The organism is Aquirufa sp. 5-AUSEE-100C1 (genome assembly GCF_054558655.1).
This window is the reverse complement of sequence record NZ_JBPXKO010000004.1, coordinates 358,102-381,575: the sequence shown is the minus strand read 5'-3', so window position 1 is coordinate 381,575 and position 23,474 is coordinate 358,102. Positions and strand designations below refer to the sequence as shown.

The window sequence follows — 23,474 nt, the reverse complement described above, 5'->3', positions numbered from 1 at the left end:
TTCAATCCTTTCGAATCAGGGATTTTTTGAACCTGTAATTGCCCCCGTTTTCTTGGCATTTTGTGCTTCCTGCATTGGATTTTGTCCGCCACCGTAGCTACGTGGTTGAGCCTTGAACAATTGAACACGTGTCGGTTGTGCTGGCTCACGTGGGTAAGCATTATCATCCGTGTCGATGTCGGCAATTTCATAGTATGGATCTAATGTCCACTTTACCACCTTCTTGGAAGTCGGGATAATTTTCTTCGCCTGCACATCGTTTAATCGCCAAACCTCTGCTGGGAAGCGCAATACCTCCTCAGTTCCGTCCTCGTAATTCAACTTCACAATGACTGGCATCGGTAGTCCCCCTTTGTTTTTGAAGTTTACGACATAGAAATTTTTGCCTTCGGAAACCAATTTGCGTTCCTCGTCGGATAAACTACTCAAGTATTCCTGGTACTTCTTCTTTTCTGCATCTGTTGTTGCAAAACGGTCGTAGGTATTGTAGAAATCCGTCAAATCAGGATTTTCTTCGACAACCGTTGATTTGATATCGGTCTTGTTGCGAATGTTCGACATGGTTTGGCGTTTTGCTTCAGCCGTTGCTTTTTCCGCTGCTTTTTTAGCTACCGGATCTTGGCTATCTACCCCAAACCACTCCACCGTCTCGATCGATTGGTTTACGGGTTCTGTTCCGTAGAACCACCCACGCCAGAACCAATCCAAGTCTACGCCAGATGCATCCTCCAAGGTACGGAAGAAATCCGCCGGATAAGGTTGCTTGAATGCCCATCTACGCGCATATTCTTTAAATGCATAATCAAATAACTCACGCCCCATCACCGTCTCGCGAAGGATATTCAATGCCGTGGCCGGCTTCGCATAGGCGTTGTTCCCGAAGTCCATGATATTCTCCGAATTCGCCATGATAGGCACCTGATTCTTCGAGTCCAAACGCATGTAAGGTACGATGTTCTGAGGTTCCCCTCTGCGTGCCGGGAAGTTGCGATCCCACTCTTGCTCCGCTAAATATTGGCAGAAGGTATTCAAACCCTCATCCATCCAAGACCACTGACGCTCATCCGAGTTGACGATCATCGGGAAGAAGTTATGTCCCACCTCGTGGATGATCACGCCAATCATTCCATTTTTTACGTTTTCCGTATAGGTGCCATCGGTTTCTGGCCGACCGCCATTAAAGGAGATCATTGGATATTCCATACCACCTCCTAATGTCGAATGACATGAAATCGCTACCGGATATGGATAAGCAATCGTGCGCTTAGAATATGAACGCAAGGTATGTGCGACTACCATGGTTGAATATTTCCCCCACAGTGGGTTGCCTTCTTTCGAGTAGTAAGACATAGCCCATACTTTCTTTCCCTCAACGTCTACTTGCAAGGCATCCCAGATAAATTTACGCGACGCTGTGAATGCAAAGTCACGCACATTATCCGCCTTAAAAATCCAAGTCTTTTTGCCCGTTGGCTTTCCTTTTTCCGCCGCCTCTGCCTCTGCTTGGGTCACAATTTCTACGGGACGTGTAGCCGTTTTTGCTTTCTCCCAGCGCTTTAATTGTGTCGCCGACATCACTTGATTCGGATTCAATAATTCACCACCAGCTCCCACAACTAAATCATTCGGAGCGGTAATCGCAACCTTGTAGTTTCCAAAGTTCAAAGTGAACTCTCCCTGTCCCATGAATTGCTTATGCTGCCAGCCATATACGTCATTGTACACTGCCATGCGCGGGAACCAATGCGCGATGAAGTAATTCGCATTACCGTCCTTGGCAAAGAATTCATAGCCTGAACGACCATAATATTCAGTAATCAGATAATTCCAATCGATGTTGAAACTCACCGAACCCCCTGATTTCACGGGTGTCGGTAAGTCAATACGCATCATCGTTTGATTAATCGTGTGACGCAATGGATTCCCTTTGATGTCTTTAACGGACGTGATTTTATATCCGTAATCTTTCGGGTCGGTTAATTCTTTAAAGGCTGCTGCGCTGATTCCGTTCTTGATTTCACCCGTCGCCGCTGTTTTGCGTGCTGCGTTTTTCTCAAATAAGTTTTGGTCCAATTGAATCCACAAATAAGGAAGCTCATCGGGGGAGTTGTTGAAGTAGGTTATTGTTTCCGTACCGGTAATCTTGCGGTTGATATCGTCCAATTCTACCTTGATATCATAATCGGCACGTTGTTGCCAATAGTCTTTTCCCGGTGAACCACTCGCTGTCCGATAGGAATTTGGGGTAGGAAGGGTTGACTCGAGTTGCTCGAAACGCCCGTTGGCATTGTAAGCTGTTTGAGCAAATGTTGGTAATGCGATGATTATCAACAAGATGACTTTGAATAGTTTAGACATAATGAAGTAGTGTTTTGCCAAAAATAGAAAAAACAATTTAGAATCGTATCATTATATATACATCGCACTGTGCTACACTATGCTAAAAAAATATATAAAAGCATTTGGAATCAAAGGGAGAATTCGTAGTTTTGGAACTTATCAAGCGATTTAATAATACTATTCAGCTAAATTATGAGCGTTTTAATTGGACAAAAAGAATATTTCAAAGGGATTGATCAAATCAAATTTGAAGGACCTGAATCAGATAATCCATTGGCATTTCGTTACTACGATGAGAATCGGATTATTGCCGGGAAATCAATGAAGGAGCACTTGCGCTTTGCCATTGCATATTGGCATTCGTTTTGTGGCGATGGAGCTGATCCTTTCGGTCCAGGAACGCATCATTATCCATGGGATGTCGCATCGGATGCGCGTCAGCGTGCGGCAGATAAAGCGGATGCTGCTTTTGAATTTATTACGAAAATCGGAGCGCCTTTTTATTGTTTTCATGATGTAGACGCTATTGAAGGACATAATGATCCGAAAGAATTTACGGATCGCGTGAAGTTTATTTCGGATATTTTCGAGAAAAAGCAAGCGGAAAGTGGCGTGAAGTTATTGTGGGGTACAGCTAATTTGTTCTCCAATGAGCGCTATATGAACGGTGCTTCAACCAATCCAAACTTTGAAGTAGTTGCTCATGCCGGTGCTCAATTGAAAGGTGCTATCGATGCAACGATTAAATTAGGTGGTGATGGTTACGTATTCTGGGGAGGTCGTGAGGGTTATATGACTTTATTGAATACCGACATGAAGCGTGAGCGTGAGCATTTCGCGCGAATGCTACATACTTGTGTTGAATATGCTCGTCGGAATGGATTCAAAGGGAAGTTCTTCATTGAGCCTAAACCTTGTGAGCCTACCAAGCATCAGTATGATTACGATGCAGCGACGGTTATCGGATTCTTACGTGAATTTGATTTGTTGTCAGAATTTGGATTAAACTTAGAAGTGAATCACGCAACCTTGGCGGGTCATACGTTTGCACACGAATGCCAAGTGGCTTCCGATGCGGGTATGTTGGCTTCCATCGATGCGAATCGCGGGGATTATCAAAACGGTTGGGATACCGATCAGTTCCCGACGGATATTTATGAATGGGCAGAAGCCATGTCGATCATCTTGAAACAAGGTGGATTAGCGGGGGGAGGTATCAACTTCGATGCAAAACGCCGTCGGAATTCAACGGATGCAGCGGATTTATTCTATGCACACATCGGTGGAATGGATACGATTGCTCGCTCTTTAATCATTGCGGATAAATTAGCGAAACATGGTGAAATGGATCGTTTGAAGGCTGTGCGTTATGCGAGCTTTGATTCGGGTAAAGGAGCTGATTATGAGGCTGGTAAATTGAAATTGGAAGACTTGTATCAAATTGCTGTGGAGATCGGCGAGCCAGCGATGATCTCAGGTAAGCAAGAATATTTGGAAAATTTATTAGGTCGTTTTGTCTAAACAATCGACATTTGAGGGATGAGAAAATTCGCATACCTACTCATATGTTTTTTGACTTTTTTAAAAGCAGTGGGATCTCCGGGTCCTACTGCTTTTTCTACATCTAAACCCTGGGCTTACTGGTGGTGGCCGGGTAGTGCGGTCACCGAAAAGGGGATTACACACAATCTGGAAAACTTTGCCAAAGCCGGGTTTGGTGGACTTCACATCATTCCTATCTATGGTGCCAAAGGCTACGAGTCCTCCTTCTTATCATTTCTAGGGCCCGATTGGAATCGTCATTTTGCGTTCGTTTTGAAGGAAGCCGAACGTCTACATTTGGGTATTGACATGACCCTCGGTACCGGTTGGCCCCTCGGTGGCCCTCAAGTTAATACAACAAATGCTGCCAAAAAATACCAATTGGAAGTCATTGACCTCCCACCGAATCAAACCTACACGATCTCGAATACGGATGTTCAAGCCGCTTCTGTTTACGTTGGAGCTCAGTTTCAGCGAGAGCTGATTTCGGAACATCTTAGCAGTTTTACCGCAGGAGCTGAAGGAGCGAAGGTATATGTGATGGGTATGAGGGGGACGGGCCAACAAGTTAAAAGGGCTGCCCCGGGAGGAGAGGGTTTGGTCATGGATCATTTCTCCAAAACCGCTTTTGAGCATTATCGGAAAACTTTTGTGCCCTTGTTGAAAAAAGCACATGCCCCCTTGCGCGCCTTGTACAATGATTCGTATGAGGTTTACGGAGCTAACTATACGCCCAATTTATTTACGGCCTTTGAAAAATTGAATCATTACGATCTTCGAAAACACCTAGCTGTTTTATCGAAACCCAAGGCCGAAACCGAGGAGGAAAATGCCATCTGGGCGGATTATCACCGCACGCTTTCCTCCCTATTACTAACTGAATTTACGCAGCCCTTTAGTCATTGGATCAATGCGATGGGATTTGTGAGTAGGTACCAAGCTCATGGTTCCCCGGGTAATTTACTTGACTTATACGCCGCCGTGGATATCCCCGAAACGGAGTTCTTTGGGAGTAAGGCTTTCGAAATTCCGGGCTATCAAGTGGATCCCGATTACGATACGGTTCGATTTGGGATTCCGGATGTCCGCAATTTGAAGTTGGCCTCATCGGCCGCCAATATCATGGGGAAGAAATTGGTATCCTCGGAGACCACAACCTGGTTGGGCAACCACTTTAAGGTTTCTTTGGCGCAGGTAAAACCGGTCGTCGACCAAGTATTTATTGGTGGGGTCAATCATTTGTTTTACCACGGTGCGACCTATTCGCCACCCGAAGTGCCTTGGCCGGGTTGGTTGTTTTATGCTAGTACAAATTACAATCCTCAGAGTCATTTTTGGGAGGCTTTACCCCAATTGAATCATTACATTGAGGTTTGTCAAACGATGCTTCAAGCAAACAAAACGGATTCCGATGTCTTGATGTATTTCCCAATGGAGGATATTTGGCATGAGCGTAATGGATTGGGGAAAACACATCCCTTGGATCTACATGCCAATAGTCGGGACTGGATGAAAAATACCTCCTTCGGGCATTGGTCCGAACGGATGCAAGAGAAGGGATACCAAGTGGATTACGTTTCGGATAAGTTACTCGCTGAATTGCAAGTGACGAAAGCGAAAACGTGGAAGACGAAAGCGGGAGCCGAATATAAAATTTTATTAATTCCTGCGGCGCACTATGTTTCCTTGGAGACGATGGAACGCTTGGCGAATTGGGTGAAACAAGGCATGCCGGTGTATTTTTTGGAGCATCTGCCCTTGCATGAAAATACGTATAGCCTTTCGGAAGAGGAGAAAAACCGTTGGTCTGCAGCAAAACAAGTTTTGACCATGCATTGGGTGTCGGATCCCATCAATGTGTTGGAGCGTTTTAAGGTGAGCCGCGAGTCGATCGCCGACCAAGGTATTTCGTTTATTCGGAAAAAATCACTGGGTGGCGCCCAGTATTTTGTGGCGAATCTCTTGAATCGATTCTCGGAGGGATTCGTGAAGTTGGCCAAAATTTCGGGTGGAGTGGAATTGGAGGATCCCATGACCGGAGAAATTACGAGACCTGTTTTACAAAAAGATAGACAGTTTTTTTTGAATTTAGCTCCGGGTAAGAGCTTACTGGTTCGTGCGATACCAGTACCTAAAAAAACGGTTGCTGGGACGATGGCGTCCAAGGTTTTTACTCCCTTAAACCCGAATGCCGCGATTCAATTGACGTTTCCAACGAAGCAGTTGCCTAATCAAACGATGGAGGAATTACGGTACTGGACGATAGACTCAACGACGCATGATTACTGGGGAAAAGGAACCTATTCCTTTGATTTTGATTTAACCGAAGAGCAGTTGCCGCAGGCTAAGATTTTACATTTTGAACAAATTCGAGACTGGGTTCGTGTTCGAATCAATGGCAAGGATTTGGGTTTGGTTTGGGCGCTCCCTTATGAGCTAAAGATTCCGTCAGGGGTATTAACGAATCATAACCACATTGAATTGGAAGTAGCGAATGTATCGGCAAATCGCGTCCGCAAATTGGACCGCGAAAAAGTCAATTGGAAGAATTTTTATGAGATTAATTTTGTCGATATTCGTTATCAACCTTTTGATGCTTCCACTTGGCAGGTGACGCCAAGCGGTCTTGAGGGGGAACTTTATTTTAGTAATCGATGAGTTTTGTCGCTGCCACCCAAGAAGCTTTCCACGCACTGGAAAATCCCGAAAATGCCCACTGGATGCGGTGGTATATGAAGGATCAATATCCTTTTTTAGGCATCAAGAAGCCGGAGAGAGCTGAGGTCTTTAAGGCCATTTATAAACAGTTTGGCCGTACTGAAGACTGGTTCGAGGTTTGTTCGGAATTGTATGTCCTGCCGCAGCGGGAGTTTCAATATGTGTCGATGGAATATATGCTCAAGGCAAAAAAATCGTGGGACCATCGTGTGCCTGAATTGATTAATCAATGGGTCGATGCGACTTGTTGGTGGGATGTGGTCGATGTTTTAGGTCCCAAGGTTTTGAGCGAATATTTTCAGATGTTTCCAGTAGAGCGTGATCGTTGGATAGAGCATTGGATGGCATCCCCTATATTTTGGCACCAACGGCTTTGCATTCTTTTTCAGTTGGGCTATAAATCCAAGACAGATGTCACACTTTTGAGTCAAGTTATTTTACGACTCAATACCTCCAAAGAATTTTTCATTCAGAAAGCCATCGGCTGGGCCTTGCGTCAATATGCGCGCACGGATGCGGAATGGGTCAGGGAGTTTGTTGAAAATAATGCCTTGATGCCTTTGTCGAAAAGGGAAGCCTTGAAGCATATTGGTTAATTACCTTTGGCAAACCCTGAAGGATTGCCAAAGGATACTATTCTATTTACGTTTCTTTATCACGGCTAATTCATGAGCCGTGTCGTAATAACCTCGTAGGTTCGACCAGTCAAAGGTATCTGCGATACTTTCCACGCGGTTACGTTGGGTAATCCGATCTCGTTGGCTCTGTTGGGTAAATTTGAAGAGCATGTTAGCTAATTGCTCGGCCGACTCCTGGTAATTCTGCGTCTTACGATTTACCACACTTACGCCCCATTGTTCATAGTCGCGCATGATTTGCATCATATAGTCGCCAAAACCCGATAAATCGGAAGTTACCGTCGGTACGCCACGTGCCATACATTCGAGTGGCGTATAGCCCCATGGTTCGTAGTAAGATGGGAAAACACCTAAGTGGCATCCGCGAACGAACTGTCCGTAATCCAATCCAAAGAGCGGATTGGTGGAAACAATGAAATCGGGGTGATACACTACCTTCACTTTATCGTCGGCATTATTCAATAATTGCGTCCGGTGTAGGTTTCGGATGATGTCATCTTCTTGCTTTAAAAGATGAGTTACTACTTTGGGACGGGATTTCGTTTTCCAAGTTTGTACCGTCCGACGAAGGCGTAGTCGCCAATATTCATCCACAAATTGGTTCAAATCGGGTAATTGCAAATCGTTTGAGGAGGCTGCTGCTTCGAATAATTTCTCACCAACCTCTTTTTGGATAGCCTGGCAGTTTTCACGGATCTCATCCAAGACTGCACGCGAATGCAATACCTCGGGATCAATCGAATGATAGGGCTGTTTCGTGATGAAGAACATGATGACCGTTTTTTTCGATCCTGCCTCCTTCATTTTTCGATTTAAAATCTCCAAGGCATCCAAGGTGATGTCATATCCTTTGTTGGAATATTCAAAACGTCCCGATGTAAATAAGTATAGCGTTTGGTCAAGATCAAAAGCTTGGTTTTGGAAGAAATGCCCCATCACAAAATCGGAGATGCGCTTCTTGTAAAGTGAGTGTAGATTTTGATGCTCGTGCATCGCGGCAAAACGCTGAATATTCAAGCCATTGGGAAGGATTAATTCCGGAATTCGACCTAAAAAGGCGACGCATTCTTTTGCCGTGATATCGGAAACGGTCGTGAGCACATCGGCCTTCTGCGCTGCTGCACGTTCGAACGAAGCTTGCGCCTCGATGCCATAGTGAACGGCTTCCTTATGCCAATCGAAGGTATCCAACACATCGTAGAAATTTGGAACATTGCCAGCTAAATAGCGCCCGAGCATCGTTGCATGGGTCGTAAATACGGTGGAAATTTTAACCTTATCCTTCTTTAAATCGGGCAAGCAGGTTGAGGCCATCCATTCGTGGAAATGTACCACGATATCCTTCTTGGCTTTATTTTCGCTGGCTAAATGGCTTAAGAAAATACGAATCAATTCCCCCAAAGCGATGGTTTGATTCACCAATTCCTCCACGCCCAAGGTGGAAATTTTGTGGTTATCCCATATGCGTCCTTTGATTTCATCCACCTGGTCGTACATCGAGGCGATGTCAAATAAGACGATTTTCGGTTTGCCCGTGATCAACCAGTTTCCGTAATGTACTTGAAGGCCCTTTTCGCGCATCGCTAAAATCGCGCGTTCCACGGGCGTATCTTCGGTAACAGGCAATGCCTCAAATTCCGCCGCGGCCGTTTGTGGGAAATAGGGTCCAAGTAAAAGATAATCTTCTCCCCATTTTTCGACCATGGAAGGAACCTTGGTTCGGATGACTGTGTAAATTCCCCCTACCTGATTACAGGTTTCCCAGGCGACTTCGACTAAAAACTTTTTCTTTTCGACTACTTTCTTCTCCATAAACTACATGTATGAGGCACTCTCAATGACTTGGGTAATTCCGTTTCGGGTAATGGTGTAGCTAAATCCTTTTTGAATGGAATAGGCACCCACTTCGCCTTGTTTATTGAGGGCTAAATAACCCACTTGAAATTCTTGATATTTATATCGTTTGACGATGCGCATGATGGCAGCCTCACAGGCTTGCTGAGGACTCATGCCTTGTCGCATAAATTCCACAATCAAAAATGAACCAAGCGTCTTCATGACAAATTCCCCCAATCCTGTCGCGCAGGCACCACCCACTTCATCGTCGCAAAATACGGCTCCTCCGATGATTGGCGAATCGCCTACCCGACCGTGCATTTTAAACGCCATGCCACTTGTGGAACAAGCTCCGGCAATTTCACCTGCCTTACCTAATGCAAGCAGACCGATGGTATCGTGGCGTTCAATGTTGACTTTAGGTTCGTATTTCGCGACCTTTTTCCACTCCTCCCAAGCCTTACGCGATTTCTCGGTTAATAAATCTTGTTTCTTGAATCCTTGGGATAGTGCAAACTGAGCAGCTCCTTCGCCGGAAAGCATGACGTGTGGTGTCTTTTCCATGACAGCACGCGCCACGGAAATTGGATGCATAAATCCTTCCAAAAAGGTGACAGACCCCGCATTTCCTTGGTGATCCATGATGCAGGCATCCAAGGTTACGTGACCGTCTCGATCGGGATAGCCCCCGTATCCGACGGTCGTCTCGTTGGGATCTGCCTCAGGTACCCAGGCTCCCGCCTCGACACCGTCTAAGGCTTTACCTGTCTGCAATATTTTTTCAAAACCTGCCTTGGTTCCACCTTCGTTTTTCCATGTCGCGATGATGACGGGTTCGGGATTTTTCGTCTTCACTGTACTAGCAACACCTAGCATGCCGGCCGTCTGTAAAAATGATCTTCTCTTCATAGGAGTTGGGTTAAGCGAAATTTATTTAAAGATAATTTATTTGTTGATTGTTTAACTATTGCGTAAAATTGTCTTTCTAAAATAGAAAAAAATCTTCGAAAAATTATTATTCTAATCACCCGATCAACAAATGAAATTTATTAAATCTGTTTTCCCTCTCTTGTTGGCCCTTTTAGTCACCATCGGATGGGATAATTCTTGGGGAACCCTTCCGCCTTTTGGTAAATTATTAAGTCCTTTTCATGGTTTTTGGGTGAATGCTGAAAAGGCAAGCACCGAAGAAATTAGCGAGGAAAATTTAGCTATTCCCGGTCTTTTAAAACCCGTGAAAGTCGTGTATGATGAGATGGGTATTCCGCATATTTTCGCAGAAAACGATCACGATTTGTATCTAGCTCAAGGCTACATTACGGCCAAAGATCGTCTTTGGCAAATGGAGTTTCAAACGCATTTTGCTGGTGGGCGAATTTCGGAGATTGTAGGTGAGAAGGGTTTAGCTTCCGACCAGTTTCAGCGCCGCATGGGTTCGGTTTATGGTGCCGAGCAATCTTTTGAGGGGATGAAACAAGATCCGCAAGCCAAAGTGGCTCTAGAAGCCTATTCGGATGGTATTAATGCTTACATAGCGAGTTTGTCGGACCGCGATTTGCCGCTCGAATACAAATTATTAAACTACAAGCCAGAACCTTGGACACCCATTAAGAGTGCCTTGTTTCTAAAGAATATGTCCTTCGTGCTGGCTTCAGGTACGGATGATTTAAAGATGACCAATATTCTTCGTCAATACGGACGTGAGGTAGCTGAGGACCTATTCCCGAATTATCCGTTTGAAGAAAGTCCGATTATTCCGACAGGCAGTCCGGTCGACTTTAAACCTGTCCCTATTCCAGCCGCGCCTAAAGACTTTATCGGTTTAGGTAGCGCGATGCGAACGCCAGAGAAAGATCCGAATATTGGTTCAAATAACTGGGCAGTTTCTGGAAATAAAACGGTTTCCGGGATGCCTATATTGGCCAATGACCCACATTTATCGCTATCACTACCTTCTATCTGGTACCAAGTTCAATTGGTTGCACCGGGCGTCAATGTATATGGTTCTACGATGCCGGGAACGCCCAACGTGATTACCGGATTTAACAAAAATATTGCTTGGGGGGTGACCAATGTCGGCTCGGATGTCTTGGATTGGTATCAAGTTAAATTCAAGGATGCGAACAAATTGGAGTATTGGCATGATGGGCAATGGAAGAAAACCAAATTGCGCATTGAAACCTTTAAAATTAAAGGCGGAAAGGATTTCGTGGATACCGTATTCTTTACGCATCACGGACCTGTCGTTTATCTGAGCCATGAAAAAGCGTTTAAGTCGAATATTCCCGTTGGTCATGCGTTGCGTTGGATCGCTCATGAGAAATCACAGGAGTTGACGACCTTTTACCGTCTGAACCGTGCAAAAAATTATACAGATTATACTGAGGCTTTACGCTATTATTCAGCTCCGGCGCAAAACTTTGTATTTGCGAGCAATGAGGGAGACATCGCACTTTGGGTAAACGGTAAGTTTCCGTTGAAGTCGAAATTACAAGGTAAATATTTGATGGATGGGACGGATGCGGCGGCCGACTGGAAAGGTTTTATTCCGCAGGCACACAATCCACATGTGAAGAATCCAGCTCGGGGTTTTGTGAGTTCAGCGAATCAATTTTCGACGGATCCATCGTATCCGTATTATTTGGGTTGGCAATATGCGCCATCGGAACGTGGACGTCGAATCAATGAGCGTTTGACGGCGATGCAAAAGGTGACGATCGATTCGCTACGTGGGTTACAGAATGATAACTATAACATACGTGCACGAAAATTATTGCCTTTGTTGTTACGTTCAGTGAAATCAAAAGAGAAAGCTTTGGATGTTGTTAAAAATTGGAACTTGCAAAATGCTCCTGAGTCCATCGGTGCGACGATTTTTGAAACGTGGGTATTGAATTTACAATCGTTTTTATGGGATGATGAGTTCGATTCGAATGAAAAAATTCCAATGAATCGTCCTGCTATTGATCGGACCATCCATTTAATTGAACATGAGGCGCAGGCTCGATGGTGGGACAATGTCAAGACTAAGAATGTTAAAGAGTCCATGGATCAAATTATTGAAACATCCTTCAAGGCGACATTGGATACTTTGGTCAAAAAACATGGTCCAATGGGGCCAGAGTGGGCATGGGCAAAACATAAACAGACCGGTGTTCGCCACTTGATTCCGGGTATGGATGCTTTGAGTCGTTTGCATATTCCAATTGGTGGAGGTGGTTCGATTGTGAATGCCGCGACAACAAAAACAGGACCTTCTTGGCGCTTTATTGTTGAGTTGTCCAAAACCGGCAATCCCAAAGGATACGGAATTTATCCAGGAGGTCAGTCGGGCAACCCAGGAAGTAGTCATTATGATGACTTGATTGATACTTGGGCGAAAGGGGAATTAAAACCCTTATTGTTCATGGATACGCCTAATCAATCCTCGAATCGAATTCGTAAGAAATTAACTTTATCAAACTAGAAAACATGCAAAGTATAACGTTACGTATTATCATACTTATTTCTGTTGGCGCTTTAGTGGGCTTATATCTTCCTTGGTATGTCATGGGAGTTCAAGCAGGCTTACTCGCTTTCCTTTTAAAATTTCCCATAAAAACATCCTTTCGCACAGGATTTATTGCTGGATTTTTACTTTGGGCCTTAGCGGCTTTTTGGATGAACAGCAATACCCCAAGTGCATTGCCTGAACGGATGGCAAACTTGTTGCCCTTACAAGGTCAAGTCGGTTTGCTTTATGTGGTGACTGGACTTATTGGGGGAATTCTTTTGGGCTTCTGGTCTTGGGCTGGGGCGCGTTTGCGATAGAATTTCTAAAAATTTAGGACAATCAAGACATAGATAGTATCTTTACAATTAATTCCACATATAATTAAAATTAAACCCGTGAAAAATTCAAGTATCTCTTACGTTTGGTTAGCCATTTTGACAGTAGTTGTTGCATATTCATATATTAAGCCTTCAACAAGTACTAGTGCTGGAGCTGCCGGCGTAACCGCAGAAGGCAAACGCATTGTGTTTGTGAATTCTGACTCGCTATTGACAAACTATCAGTTTTACAAAGACGCTCAGAAGGAGTTTGAAAATAAAGGATATCGCTTACAAGTTGATTTAGGCCAAAAAGAGCGTGCTTTGCAAGCTGAATTGCAAGCGATTCAACAACGTGCTTCTGCCATGACGCAAGCTCAATTACAAGCTGCTGACATGACTTTGAAGAAGAAAGGAGCTGAATTGCAACAATATTCGCAGCAAAAACAAGCTGAATTAGGCCAAGAGCAAGCGAAGAAAAACGAAGAGTTGTACAACAACATTCGTGAGTATATCGCGAAGGTAAACAAAGAAAACAAATACGAATTCGTTTTAGGTTATTCTAAAATTGGTGGTGGTATTTTGTTCGCAGATCCCTCTGTGGATGTAACACAGAAATTAGTGGATGGTTTGAACAAAGAATACGCAGCTAAGAAGACAGCGAAATAAGATTTTAATTACGTAAGAAGCCACGCAGTTCTTCTGTGTGGCTTTTTTGTTTAGGTATGGCAAAGGATAAAATCCAAAAACAAGTCGAGATTAAAAACCGTCGGGCATCCTTCGAATATGCATTCTTGGATACCTTCACGGCTGGGCTTGTATTGACGGGTACCGAAATCAAATCCATCCGACAAGGAAAAGCCAATCTGACGGATGCTTATTGTCTATTTTTTCAGAATGAATTGTTTGTGCGCAACATGCACATTTCGATGTATGAGGAGGGGACGCACTTTAACCATGATCCATTGCGCGATCGCAAATTATTGCTTTCGAAGCGCGAGTTGGGGAAGCTACAAAAGGAATTGAAGAATGTGGGATTAACGATTATCCCGACTCGTTTATTTATTTCAGATAAAGGCTATGCCAAATTGAATATTGCACTCGCGAAAGGGAAGAAGACCTTCGATAAACGAGACGATATCAAAGAAAAGGATATTAAACGCGACTTGGATCGCTCTATGTCCTAGATCGAATTTTCTTTACGATCGTAACGGCAGCCATGATGACGATGGCAAAAATGACAAAGCCACCCATTCCTAGTAACATATCAAACGTATTCTTGGCGATCACCAAAAAGACCACAGCGACCAATAGTATCGTCGCAATCTCATTGAATAAGCGTAATTGCGTACTAGAAAGGATAAATTCACCCGCACGGAACTTGCGAATCAGGTGACGGCAAACAAAGTGATAGAGGGTGATTCCCACGACAAAGGCTAGCTTCAAGTGCAGCCAGGTATGTGATTGAAATTGATCCCACCAAATGAGGTAAATCATGGATAGACCGGTCAACCAAGTCAGCCACATGGCTGGAATCATAATCGCATTGAAAAGCAGTTTCTCCATCTTGGCAAATTGGGCCGAGAGAATTTCCCGCGCAGCATCATCTTTATCTTGGGCCTCTACGTGATAGACCAGTAGGCGGGGTAAATAAAATAGCCCAGCGAACCAACTCACCACAAAAATAATGTGCAACGATTTAAGGAAGTTGTAATCCATTAGTTGGCCTGATAGCGTTTAAACAGACTATTGATTTTCAATTGAATCACACCGAAGATTGCCTCTTTAAAGATATTCGCCGACATTTTACTTTCCCCTTTCGTACGGTCTGTGAAAATAATCGGTACCTCGGTCATCTTAAATTTATATTTCCAGGTGGTGAATTTCATTTCTACTTGGAAGGCATATCCGATGAATTTGATTTCATCCAACGGAATCGTTTCGAGGACTTTTCTGCGGTAGCAAACAAAGCCTGCGGTAGCATCTTGAATCGGCATGCCGGTGATGAAGCGTACGTAAAATCCAGCAAAGTAAGACATTAATACGCGGCCAATCGGCCAGTTGACCACATTCACCCCATTAATATACCGCGAACCAATCGCCATGTAGGCGCTATCCTCTGCGCACGCCGCATATAAACGGACTAAATCATCGGGATTATGCGAGAAGTCGGCATCCATCTCGAAAATATACTGGTACGATTTTGAGAGGGCATATTTAAATCCAGCAATGTAGGCAGTACCCAAGCCAAGTTTTCCCTTACGTTCCAACAAATGAATACGGTCTGGGTGTGATTTCTGAAGCTTTTTGACACAATCAGCGGTTCCATCTGGCGAGCCATCATCCACGATCAGGATATCAAAAACGGGTTCTAGGCTCAACACCTTTTCGATGATGGCTTGGATGTTTTCGATCTCGTTGTAGGTCGGAATAATGACTATCCGCGTATTCATATTTATTTTTTATAACAAAAACAGCTCGTTAAATGGTCATTCACGAGTCCCGCTGCTTGCATGAAGGAGTAACAAATGGTCGGACCGACAAACTTGAATCCGCGTTTTTTGAGATCTCGACTCATGCGTTCAGATAAATCTGTTTGGGCAGGTAAATCAGGGTGTTCGTGAAATTGATTTGTGATGGGTTGATGATGGACATATTCCCAAATAAATCGATCAAAGCTACCAAATTTTTCCTGAATTTGGATAAATGCCTGTGCATTCGTGCGAACCGCATTGATTTTTAGGCGGTTTCGAATGATTAAGGGGTTTTCTAAACATTGCGCTATTTGATTGTCATCCCACTGACTCAACGTTTTTACATCAAAATTGGCGAAGGCCTGGCGAAAGTGTTCGCGCTTTCTTAAGATGGTTATCCAGGATAGGCCCGACTGAAATCCCTCCAAAATGAGTAGTTCAAATAGCTTTTGGTCATTGTGTTCGGGAATGCCCCATTCTTCATCGTGGTAGGCGATATAGAGCGGATCATTTCCGGGCCAATGGCAGCGAGTGGGTGTCTTCATAGGTGAGTTTGTCAGCATGTAAAAATTGCTATTTTTTTAATCATTGCCATAATTGCGTGAATTATTATCAGTTTATCGGTATGTTTGTAACAGTTTAGGGTGTAAACAGCGCATCTGCGCAGTATACTTAATAGGGAATTCAGTGGAAACCTGAAACTGTCCCCGCAACTGTAAGATTCTTAAAAGCTTTTCAACACAGGTCACTGGCTTCGGCTGGGAAGGCAGAGAAGTAATGGGATCGAGTCAGGAGACCTGCCTTAGATGATTCTTGACTCTGTCGTACGGTGGATGCACCAGAGTTGAGCGTTCGATTACCCATTTATTTTATCGTCCGAAAGGGCAAAAAAACATGTTTAACATTCGATTTACGCTGCTAACGGCGTGTTTGCTCGCTTGCGTCGCTTCGCTGCATGCGTCCCATGTGGATTCCTTATTAACCGAGGTACAGGTGCTTGCCTCGAAGTACCCCACGAAACTCAGCCAAACGGGGAAGGTGGTCTCCATCATTTCTTCGGAACAGATTCAACGAAGTGCCGGGAAAAATTTAGGAGAACTTCTACAGGAATCGGTCGGTATCTCCATTGTAGGTGCGCGAAGTGCACCAGGTAGTAACCAAGAAGTCTATGTGCGCGGGGCAAATACCGGTAATGTTTTGATTTTAATTGATGGATTTCCGGCCAATGATCCCTCGCATATTTCTTCTGTGATGGATTGGAACCTCATGGATTTGGGGAGTTTGGAGCGCATCGAAATTCTCAAGGGTGGGCAGTCTACGCTGTATGGTTCGGATGCGATGGCAGGTGTCATCAATTTGGTTACTCGAAAATCAGGTTCATCAGTCCAGCTCCTAGGTGGAGGCTTGGGTACACATTCAGAATCGATACAAGTTACACGCGTATGGAATGGGGTTAAGTTTGGCTTAGCTTTGAAAAATTTTCAAACCCAGGGTTTTTCGGCAGCGGATAAGCAGGATGAGAAGGATGGGATGGGCCAACAAAATATTCGTTTTCATCTAGGCAAGAGTTTGGGTGCCCATGCAGATGTTGATTTTTCGTATCAGAGCGAATTTTATCAAGCCCATTTAGATGCGGGTCCCTTTGCGGATGACCGCGATTTTCGAGTTAAGTCATCCAATCATGCATTTCGCGCGCAGTATCATCGGCAATTTGTTCAAGGTGATTTGTTTGTCCGTCTTTTTCAAGACATCACGCATCGTTTTTTTCGAAATGATTCAACGGATGTTCCTGTAAACGCTTGGTCAAACTATAGCGAATCAGCTTACGTCGGTCTTAATCAAGGTGCCGAAGCGTATGTAAAATGGAAATTACCCGCTGGAATGCAGGGGGTACTCGGTGCTGAGTTGCGCCGTATGACGACCGACCAGTCGGACTTCTCCGTGAGTTCCTATGGCCGATATGATTCACCTGCGATCGCAGCAGACATGGCTAAGTTTCAAATTTTAGGGAACTATTTTACCTTGGAAAAGCATAAAACAGATCGATGGGGCATCGAGTTGGGTGGTCGCTGGAATGTGCATTCCCTGTATGGCAACAACTTTACCTACCATCTAAATCCGTACCTCTATTTAATTCCGAAAGGGAAATTATTTGCCAACTACTATAGCAGCTTCAAAGCACCCTCCCTGTATCAATTGTATTCGCCGTATGGCAATCAGGATTTGCTGGCTGAACAAGGAAAAACGGCGGAGTTAGGCTATGAGCAAAAATGGGGAGCTTTGAATACGCGATGGGTGGTGTTCCAACAAGATATTCAGGATGGGATCGTGTTTCAGTCGATGGACGTGGAGCCTTATGGACGTTACGCGAATGTTTCGAAGCAAAAAACGAAAGGTGTTGAGTGGGAGCTTTCTTTCAACAAAAAGGGATTTACGGCAGATCTTGGATATACCTATTTGGATGGTACTATGATGAATCGTGTAAATGGGAAAGATTCAACTTATTCCTCGCTGATTCGTCGGCCGAAGCACCAGCTATCACTTCGTATCAGTCAAAATATCAGTCCCAAGTTGTCCGTCAGTGCTTATGCGCAATATGTGGGGGATCGATTGGATTACTATTTTGATGATGCCACTTATCAAACGAAGGAGGTTGTCTTGGATGGATATGTATGGACGGAATTACAATCGAGCTATGCGTTGTCTGCCAAATGGCGGGTGCAAGTTCTCTTAAAAAACGTGTTGAATCAGGCGCCTGTGGAATTGTATGGATATTCGGGTCAGCCGAGGAATATGCAAATTAGTTTATTGGGTAAATTCTAAGGTTTGAAACGCTCATAAACGTCCTTGCCCGTTGTTTGGTCTTTGCCAAATAGTTCAATGTAATTGACGGTAGGCATCATGTGTGTCTCATCTACGCTGACGAAAACGCGTTTGAGGATTTGTAATTTACCGTTGATAGGGAACAGGGCGATTGGGTTTCCTTTGCTATCCAGTTTGACAACAAATTTACGTTTGCGGTAAGCTAGGAAATAGCCTTCATAGGAATTCGTTTCGATTTTGATTCGGTCGGTATATAAGCCGTAGGCCAAAGTTCGCTGAATCGTTGTCAACTCTTCCTTTTGACCTTTTTCACCGTAGCGTATCCAATAAGTATGTACGGGGTCTTTGGGGTTTAAGGATTTGTTCGGCAAAAGGTTAGCGTCATAAATGACTGTATTGGCATTAGAACTCCGTTGAATGTAAAAGAGTCGATTAGGGGAATCAGGTGGCGTAGGGAAACGTTCTCCGGGGAAAGCAAGTGCAGAAATGCTTACGCAACTAAGCAATAGTAAGAAGTGGATTCGTTTCATATTTAGCAGAAAACCATCGAGAAGCTGAAAATGTTCCTTTAGGTAAATCTATATTTTCAATTTTGCCTCGAAATTAATGAAATAATTTAGACTTGCAGGTCAGTTGAGGTACTCCGGTCAGGCTATTTTACGGGATATAATTGCATTTTGGAAAATTATGCCTACCTTTGCCAAGGAAATTTAAGAAAGAAGAGGGGTTTTTAATCCCTCTTTTTGTTTTCAGGGTATCGATGGAAGATTTAAAGACGAAGATTAACGGTTGGATTGCGGAGTATATTGGCGATGGTCCCATATTTTTGGTGGATTTGTCGATTAGCAAGGGTCTCAAACGTTCGTTGGTTACCATTCTGGTTGATACCATGGAAGGAATTACGATTGATGCCTGTGCCTTGATGAGCCGAAAGTTGGCCCATCACATCGAGGAAAATTTATGGATTGAGGAGGCCTATAATTTAGAGGTTTCGTCACCTGGCTTGGATTTTCCATTGACACAGGGCTGGCAATTTGAGAAGAATTTGGGCCGTACGGTAAAGGTGTGGATGAAGGAGGGAGATCCTGTGATGGGTACATTGCAGGGGCACACGGCGGATTCGATTCAGGTGTTGACCGAGAAAACGGTCAAGCACCGCAAGGTGGTAGCGAAAGAACCTACTTGGTTTGCTTTAAAAGATTTAGATAAAATAAGAGTACAAGTTTCATTTCAATAAAAAAACGTAAGGATAGCAATGAACAGTGTTGAATTAATTTCGTCATTTTCAGATTTTGCTCGGGAGAAGAACATTGATAAGCCGACGATGATTTCGGTGTTGGAAGAGGTTTTTCGTACGATGATTCGCAAGAAATTCGGTTCCGATGAAAACTTCAATGTCATTATCAACCCCGAAAGTGGTGACTTAGAGATGTGGCGTACGCGTGAAATCGTGGACGATAACTCAGAGGATATTTGGGATTTTGACAAAATACCTTTGGCGGAAGCTAAGTTAATTGAACCCGATTTTGAAATTGGTGAAGAGGTAGCTGAATTGATTAAGTTGGAAGACTTTGGTCGTCGTGTCGTTCAAACGGCTCGTCAAACTTTGATTCAACGTATCAAAGATATTGAGAAGGAAGGCTTGTATGATAAATACAAGGATTTGGTTGGGGAGTTGGTAACGTCGGAAGTATACCAAATTTTAGGTCGTGAATTGATCTTATTGGACAATGAGGATAACGAGTTGGTGTTACCGAAAGGCGAGATGATCTCAAAGGATCGTTTCAAGAAGGGGGAGACAATCCGTGCGGTAATCCATAAGGTAGAAATGTCGAATGGAACGCCTCGTATTATTTTATCTCGTGTTTCTCCGGTGTTCTTGGAGCGTTTGTTCGAGCAAGAGATTCCTGAGATTTATGATGGTACGATTTCAATCCGCAAGATTGTTCGTGAACCTGGTGAGCGTGCGAAGGTGGCGGTTGAGTCATTTGATGATCGCATTGATCCGGTCGGAGCTTGTGTGGGTATGAAAGGTTCTCGTATTCATGGCATTGTTCGTGAATTGCAGAATGAGAATATCGACGTGATTAATTTTACGGATAATTTAGAATTATTAGTAGCGCGTACGTTAAGTCCAGCGAAATTGAATTCGATGGCTATCGACAAGGAGCGTCGTCGTATTTCGGTTTATTTGAATTCAGATCAGGTTTCTATGGCGATTGGTCGTGGAGGTCAAAACATCAAATTGGCTGGTAAATTAGTGGGATACGAAATAGACGTATTCCGTGATGTGCCAAAAGAGGAGATGGATGACGAGGATGTAGAATTGACAGAATTCTCCAATGAGATTGAGGCTTGGATTTTAGATGAGCTTCATAAAATTGGATTGGATACAGCGAAGCAAGTTTTGGCTTTATCTAAAGAGGAATTAGAGCGTAGAACGGAATTAGAAGAAGGTACGATTGAAGACGTACTTGCTATTTTACGTTCCGAGTTTGAATAAGACTCCCGCTGTTTCGAGTAAGAATTAGTAAATTGAAAGTATACGTATTTTAAAATATATGGCAGAAGAGAAGACAATGCGATTAAGTCTTGTAGCAAAACAAATAAACATAGGAACTTCTACGATCCTACAGTTTCTTTCTGCTAAAGGACATAAAGTCGATAATAACCCGAATGCAAAGCTTAATTTCGAGCAATTAAGTTTGTTGGCAGCTGAATATGGTGCAAACCATTTGTTGGCCACAGACGAGGCTCCGAAAAAGCCTGTTGAGGAGATTGTCGTGCCAGCTCCCGTGGTTGAAAAGGCACTTGAACCCGTAGCCGTTGCGGAGCCAGCTCCCGAGCCGGCGAAGGTAGAGGCATCCAAGGTAGCGGAAGTTGCCCCAGCGCCTGAGGAAGAAAAGCCGATGGGATTAAAGGTATTGGGTAAGATCGATTTGGATAAGAAGGGTAACCCCGTTCCTCCGAAACCAGCTCCCAAACCGGAACCTGTCGTTGTGAAAGTTCCTGAACCCGTGGTGGAGCCTGAACCTGTTGTAGAAGCTCCTGTCGTAGCAGCTGTAGAACCAGCGGTTGAAGCACCCGAAGATGTTCAATTAATTGAAGCAAAGGGTGAGACGTTAAAAGGTCTAACCGTATTAGGTAAGATTGAGCTACCTGTCGATAATGGTCGGGATGGCCACAAGCACAAGCGTAAGCGTATTGTGAAGGAGGAGAAAAAGCCCGTAGTGAACGAGCAACGTCCAAACAACAATCCGAACAATAAGAAAGATTTTGGTAAAAAGCCGGCTCCAGGTGCTAAGCCAGGAGGTCCTCGCGAGGAATTGTCTGACAAAGACATTCAAGAGCAAATCAAGGCGACAATGGCGCGTTTGCAAGGGGCGACCAACAAGCAAAGCTTTGGTGCGGATAAGCGTCGTGTCAAGCGTCGTGAGCGTGCAGATGCGGAGGAAATGCGTCAATTAGCTGAAGATGAGGAGGCAAAAGTATTAAAGGTAACGGAATTCGTTTCGGCGAGTGACTTGGCTTCCTTGATGGATGTTTCGGTGAACGAGGTTATCTCAACTTGTATGAGTTTGGGTATGTTCGTATCGATCAACCAGCGTTTGGATGCGGAGGCGATTACGATTATTGCCGATGAATTCGGATTTGAAGTAAACTTTATCTCGGCAGAAGAAGAAATTGATGCGGTTGAGGAGGAAGTAGAAGACGATCCAGCTGATTTAGTTCCGCGTGCACCGATTGTTACAATCATGGGACACGTTGACCATGGTAAGACGTCCTTATTGGATTACATTCGTAAGTCGAAGGTTACGGCTGGTGAGGCGGGTGGTATCACCCAGCACATCGGTGCGTATTCGGTAGAAACGGAATCAGGTAAGAAGATTACCTTCTTGGATACACCGGGTCACGAAGCCTTTACCGCGATGCGTGCACGTGGTGCGAAGGTAACGGATATCGTTATTATCGTGATTGCGGCAGACGACTCGGTCATGCCACAAACGAAAGAGGCGATCAACCACGCAATGGTGGCTGGAGCTCCGATCGTATTCGCGTTCTCAAAAGTAGATAAGGATGGAGCTAACACGGACAAAGTTCGTGAGGAATTAGCAACCATGAATATGTTGGTGGAAGATTGGGGTGGTAAATACCAAGCTCAAGAAATTTCATCGAAATCGGGTCTAGGTATCAACGACTTGCTAGAAAAAGTATTGTTGGAGGCCGAAATGCTCGAATTGAAAGCGAATCCAAACAAGAAAGCCATCGGTTCTGTTATCGAGGCGGAATTGGATAAGGGTCGTGGATATGTGACTACGATGATGGTCCAAGATGGTACCTTACACGTAGGTGATATGATGTTAGCGGGTGATAATTACGGTCGTGTGAAAGCGATGTTTGACCACCACGGCAATAAGATTAAGAAGGCGGGTCCTTCGACACCGGTACAAGTATTGGGTCTGAATGGTGCGCCACAAGCAGGTGATAAATTGATTTGCTTGGAGAATGAGCGTGAGGCGCGTGAGATTGCCAACAAGCGTGAGCAGATCTTGCGTGAGCAATCGTTGCGTACGCGTAAGCACATTACCTTGGAGGAAATTGGCCGTCGGAAGGCGATCGGTACTTTCCGCGAATTGAACGTGATTGTAAAAGGTGACGTGGATGGTTCCGTGGAAGCCCTTTCGGATTCCCTGTTGAAGTTATCTACGGATGAAGTTCAAGTACGTATCATTCACAAAGGGGTAGGACAGGTTTCTGAATCGGATGTGGCTTTGGCTTCAACCTCAGATGCGGTAATTATTGCCTTCCAGGTTCGTCCGTCGCAAAATGCGCGTAGAATGGCCGATGCGGAGCAAATTGAAATCCGTAACTATTCGATTATCTATCAAGCCATTGATGAAATCAAGGCGGCGATGGAAGGTCTATTAGCTCCTTCTTTTGAAGAGGTTATTACGGCGAATATCGAAGTACGTGACGTATTTAAGATTTCGAAGATCGGTACAGTTGCGGGATGTTATGTCTTAGATGGTACTGTCAAGCGTGCGCATAAGATTCGTGTCATTCGTGACTTCGTCGTTATTCATGACGGAGATATTTCTGCCCTGAAGCGTTTCAAAGACGATGTGGCTGAAGTTAAATTCGGATACGAATGTGGTATGTCGATCAAAGGTTTCAATGACCTGGAAGTAGGCGATAACCTAGAATGCTACGAAATGAAAGAAGTGAAACGTACCTTGAAATAAGATTACGTGTTGAATAAACGAAAAAGCCGAATCAAACGATTCGGCTTTTT

18 protein-coding genes and 1 riboswitch are annotated in these 23,474 nt (G+C 44.2%); of the genes, 11 read left to right on the top strand and 7 right to left on the bottom strand.

The window, feature by feature from the left end; translation table 11 throughout:
• Window positions 1-15: 15 nt before the first annotated feature.
• Window positions 16-2,358, bottom strand: coding sequence for a M1 family metallopeptidase (locus tag ACMH5P_RS11410; RefSeq protein WP_459494498.1), 2,343 nt, complete (start codon window positions 2,356-2,358; stop codon window positions 16-18).
• 174 nt (window positions 2,359-2,532) lie between these two features.
• Here ACMH5P_RS11410 and xylA point away from each other — a divergent pair, with 174 nt between their 5' ends.
• The 3 genes from xylA to ACMH5P_RS11395 are packed head-to-tail and all read left to right on the top strand — an operon-like array spanning window position 2,533 to window position 7,196.
• A complete protein-coding gene (gene xylA / locus ACMH5P_RS11405) occupies window positions 2,533-3,861 on the top strand; it encodes a xylose isomerase (RefSeq protein ID WP_459494497.1) in 1,329 nt (442 codons plus the stop codon).
• 18 nt (window positions 3,862-3,879) lie between these two features.
• Window positions 3,880-6,540, top strand: a complete 2,661-nt coding sequence (locus ACMH5P_RS11400) for a glycosyl hydrolase (protein ID WP_459494496.1) — start codon at window positions 3,880-3,882, stop codon at window positions 6,538-6,540.
• Entirely contained in the window at window positions 6,537-7,196 is a 660-nt protein-coding gene (locus ACMH5P_RS11395; RefSeq protein WP_459494495.1) for a DNA alkylation repair protein, read from the top strand. The genes ACMH5P_RS11400 and ACMH5P_RS11395 overlap by 4 nt, the downstream gene beginning before the upstream one ends.
• 42 nt (window positions 7,197-7,238) lie before the next feature.
• Here ACMH5P_RS11395 and ACMH5P_RS11390 read toward each other — a convergent pair whose 3' ends face one another.
• Window positions 7,239-9,050, bottom strand: coding sequence for a glycosyltransferase (locus tag ACMH5P_RS11390; protein WP_459494494.1), 1,812 nt, complete (start codon window positions 9,048-9,050; stop codon window positions 7,239-7,241).
• 3 nt (window positions 9,051-9,053) lie between these two features.
• On the bottom strand, window positions 9,054-9,983 hold the full coding sequence (locus ACMH5P_RS11385; protein ID WP_459494493.1) for an isoaspartyl peptidase/L-asparaginase family protein: 930 nt from the start codon (window positions 9,981-9,983) through the stop codon (window positions 9,054-9,056).
• A 130-nt stretch (window positions 9,984-10,113) separates the two neighbouring features.
• Here ACMH5P_RS11385 and ACMH5P_RS11380 point away from each other — a divergent pair, with 130 nt between their 5' ends.
• From ACMH5P_RS11380 to smpB, 4 genes are all read left to right on the top strand, one after another.
• A complete protein-coding gene (locus tag ACMH5P_RS11380) occupies window positions 10,114-12,540 on the top strand; it encodes a penicillin acylase family protein (protein WP_459494492.1) in 2,427 nt (808 codons plus the stop codon).
• Window positions 12,541-12,545: 5 nt separating this feature from the next.
• Window positions 12,546-12,884 carry a hypothetical protein gene (locus tag ACMH5P_RS11375; RefSeq protein ID WP_459494491.1) on the top strand — a complete coding sequence of 113 codons (339 nt, stop codon included), beginning with the start codon at window positions 12,546-12,548 and terminating at the stop codon, window positions 12,882-12,884.
• A gap of 78 nt (window positions 12,885-12,962) precedes the next feature.
• Complete coding sequence (locus ACMH5P_RS11370) at window positions 12,963-13,553, top strand: OmpH/Skp family outer membrane protein (RefSeq protein ID WP_459494490.1); 591 nt, start codon at window positions 12,963-12,965, stop codon at window positions 13,551-13,553.
• Window positions 13,554-13,609: 56 nt separating this feature from the next.
• A complete protein-coding gene (gene smpB / locus ACMH5P_RS11365; protein WP_459494489.1) occupies window positions 13,610-14,071 on the top strand; it encodes an SsrA-binding protein SmpB in 462 nt (153 codons plus the stop codon).
• Here smpB and ACMH5P_RS11360 read toward each other — a convergent pair.
• The 3 genes from ACMH5P_RS11360 to ACMH5P_RS11350 are packed head-to-tail and all read right to left on the bottom strand — an operon-like array spanning window position 14,061 to window position 15,903.
• Window positions 14,061-14,603, bottom strand: coding sequence for a CopD family protein (locus tag ACMH5P_RS11360; protein WP_459494488.1), 543 nt, complete (start codon window positions 14,601-14,603; stop codon window positions 14,061-14,063). The genes smpB and ACMH5P_RS11360 overlap by 11 nt on opposite strands.
• Entirely contained in the window at window positions 14,603-15,337 is a 735-nt protein-coding gene (locus ACMH5P_RS11355) for a polyprenol monophosphomannose synthase (protein ID WP_459494487.1), read from the bottom strand. Before ACMH5P_RS11355 ends, ACMH5P_RS11360 begins: the two co-directional genes overlap by 1 nt.
• A 2-nt stretch (window positions 15,338-15,339) precedes the next feature.
• Complete coding sequence (locus ACMH5P_RS11350; protein ID WP_459494486.1) at window positions 15,340-15,903, bottom strand: DNA-3-methyladenine glycosylase I; 564 nt, start codon at window positions 15,901-15,903, stop codon at window positions 15,340-15,342.
• Window positions 15,904-15,983: 80 nt separating this feature from the next.
• Window positions 15,984-16,177, top strand: a riboswitch (cobalamin riboswitch).
• A 75-nt stretch (window positions 16,178-16,252) separates the two neighbouring features.
• Between ACMH5P_RS11350 and ACMH5P_RS11345 the strand changes: the two genes are divergently transcribed.
• On the top strand, window positions 16,253-18,181 hold the full coding sequence (locus ACMH5P_RS11345; protein ID WP_459494485.1) for a TonB-dependent receptor plug domain-containing protein: 1,929 nt from the start codon (window positions 16,253-16,255) through the stop codon (window positions 18,179-18,181).
• Here ACMH5P_RS11345 and ACMH5P_RS11340 read toward each other — a convergent pair.
• Window positions 18,178-18,711: a DUF4833 domain-containing protein gene (locus ACMH5P_RS11340; RefSeq protein WP_459494484.1), complete on the bottom strand. Its 534-nt coding sequence runs from the start codon at window positions 18,709-18,711 to the stop codon at window positions 18,178-18,180. The genes ACMH5P_RS11345 and ACMH5P_RS11340 overlap by 4 nt on opposite strands.
• A gap of 230 nt (window positions 18,712-18,941) precedes the next feature.
• Here ACMH5P_RS11340 and ACMH5P_RS11335 point away from each other — a divergent pair, with 230 nt between their 5' ends.
• The 3 genes from ACMH5P_RS11335 to infB are packed head-to-tail and all read left to right on the top strand — an operon-like array spanning window position 18,942 to window position 23,424.
• Complete coding sequence (locus ACMH5P_RS11335; RefSeq protein WP_459494483.1) at window positions 18,942-19,418, top strand: ribosome maturation factor RimP; 477 nt, start codon at window positions 18,942-18,944, stop codon at window positions 19,416-19,418.
• Window positions 19,419-19,436: 18 nt separating this feature from the next.
• A complete protein-coding gene (nusA, locus tag ACMH5P_RS11330; RefSeq protein WP_459494482.1) occupies window positions 19,437-20,684 on the top strand; it encodes a transcription termination factor NusA in 1,248 nt (415 codons plus the stop codon).
• A 58-nt stretch (window positions 20,685-20,742) separates the two neighbouring features.
• Window positions 20,743-23,424 (top strand): translation initiation factor IF-2, encoded by a 2,682-nt coding sequence (gene infB / locus ACMH5P_RS11325; RefSeq protein ID WP_459494481.1) that lies wholly within the window; start codon window positions 20,743-20,745, stop codon window positions 23,422-23,424.
• Window positions 23,425-23,474: the final 50 nt, after the last annotated feature.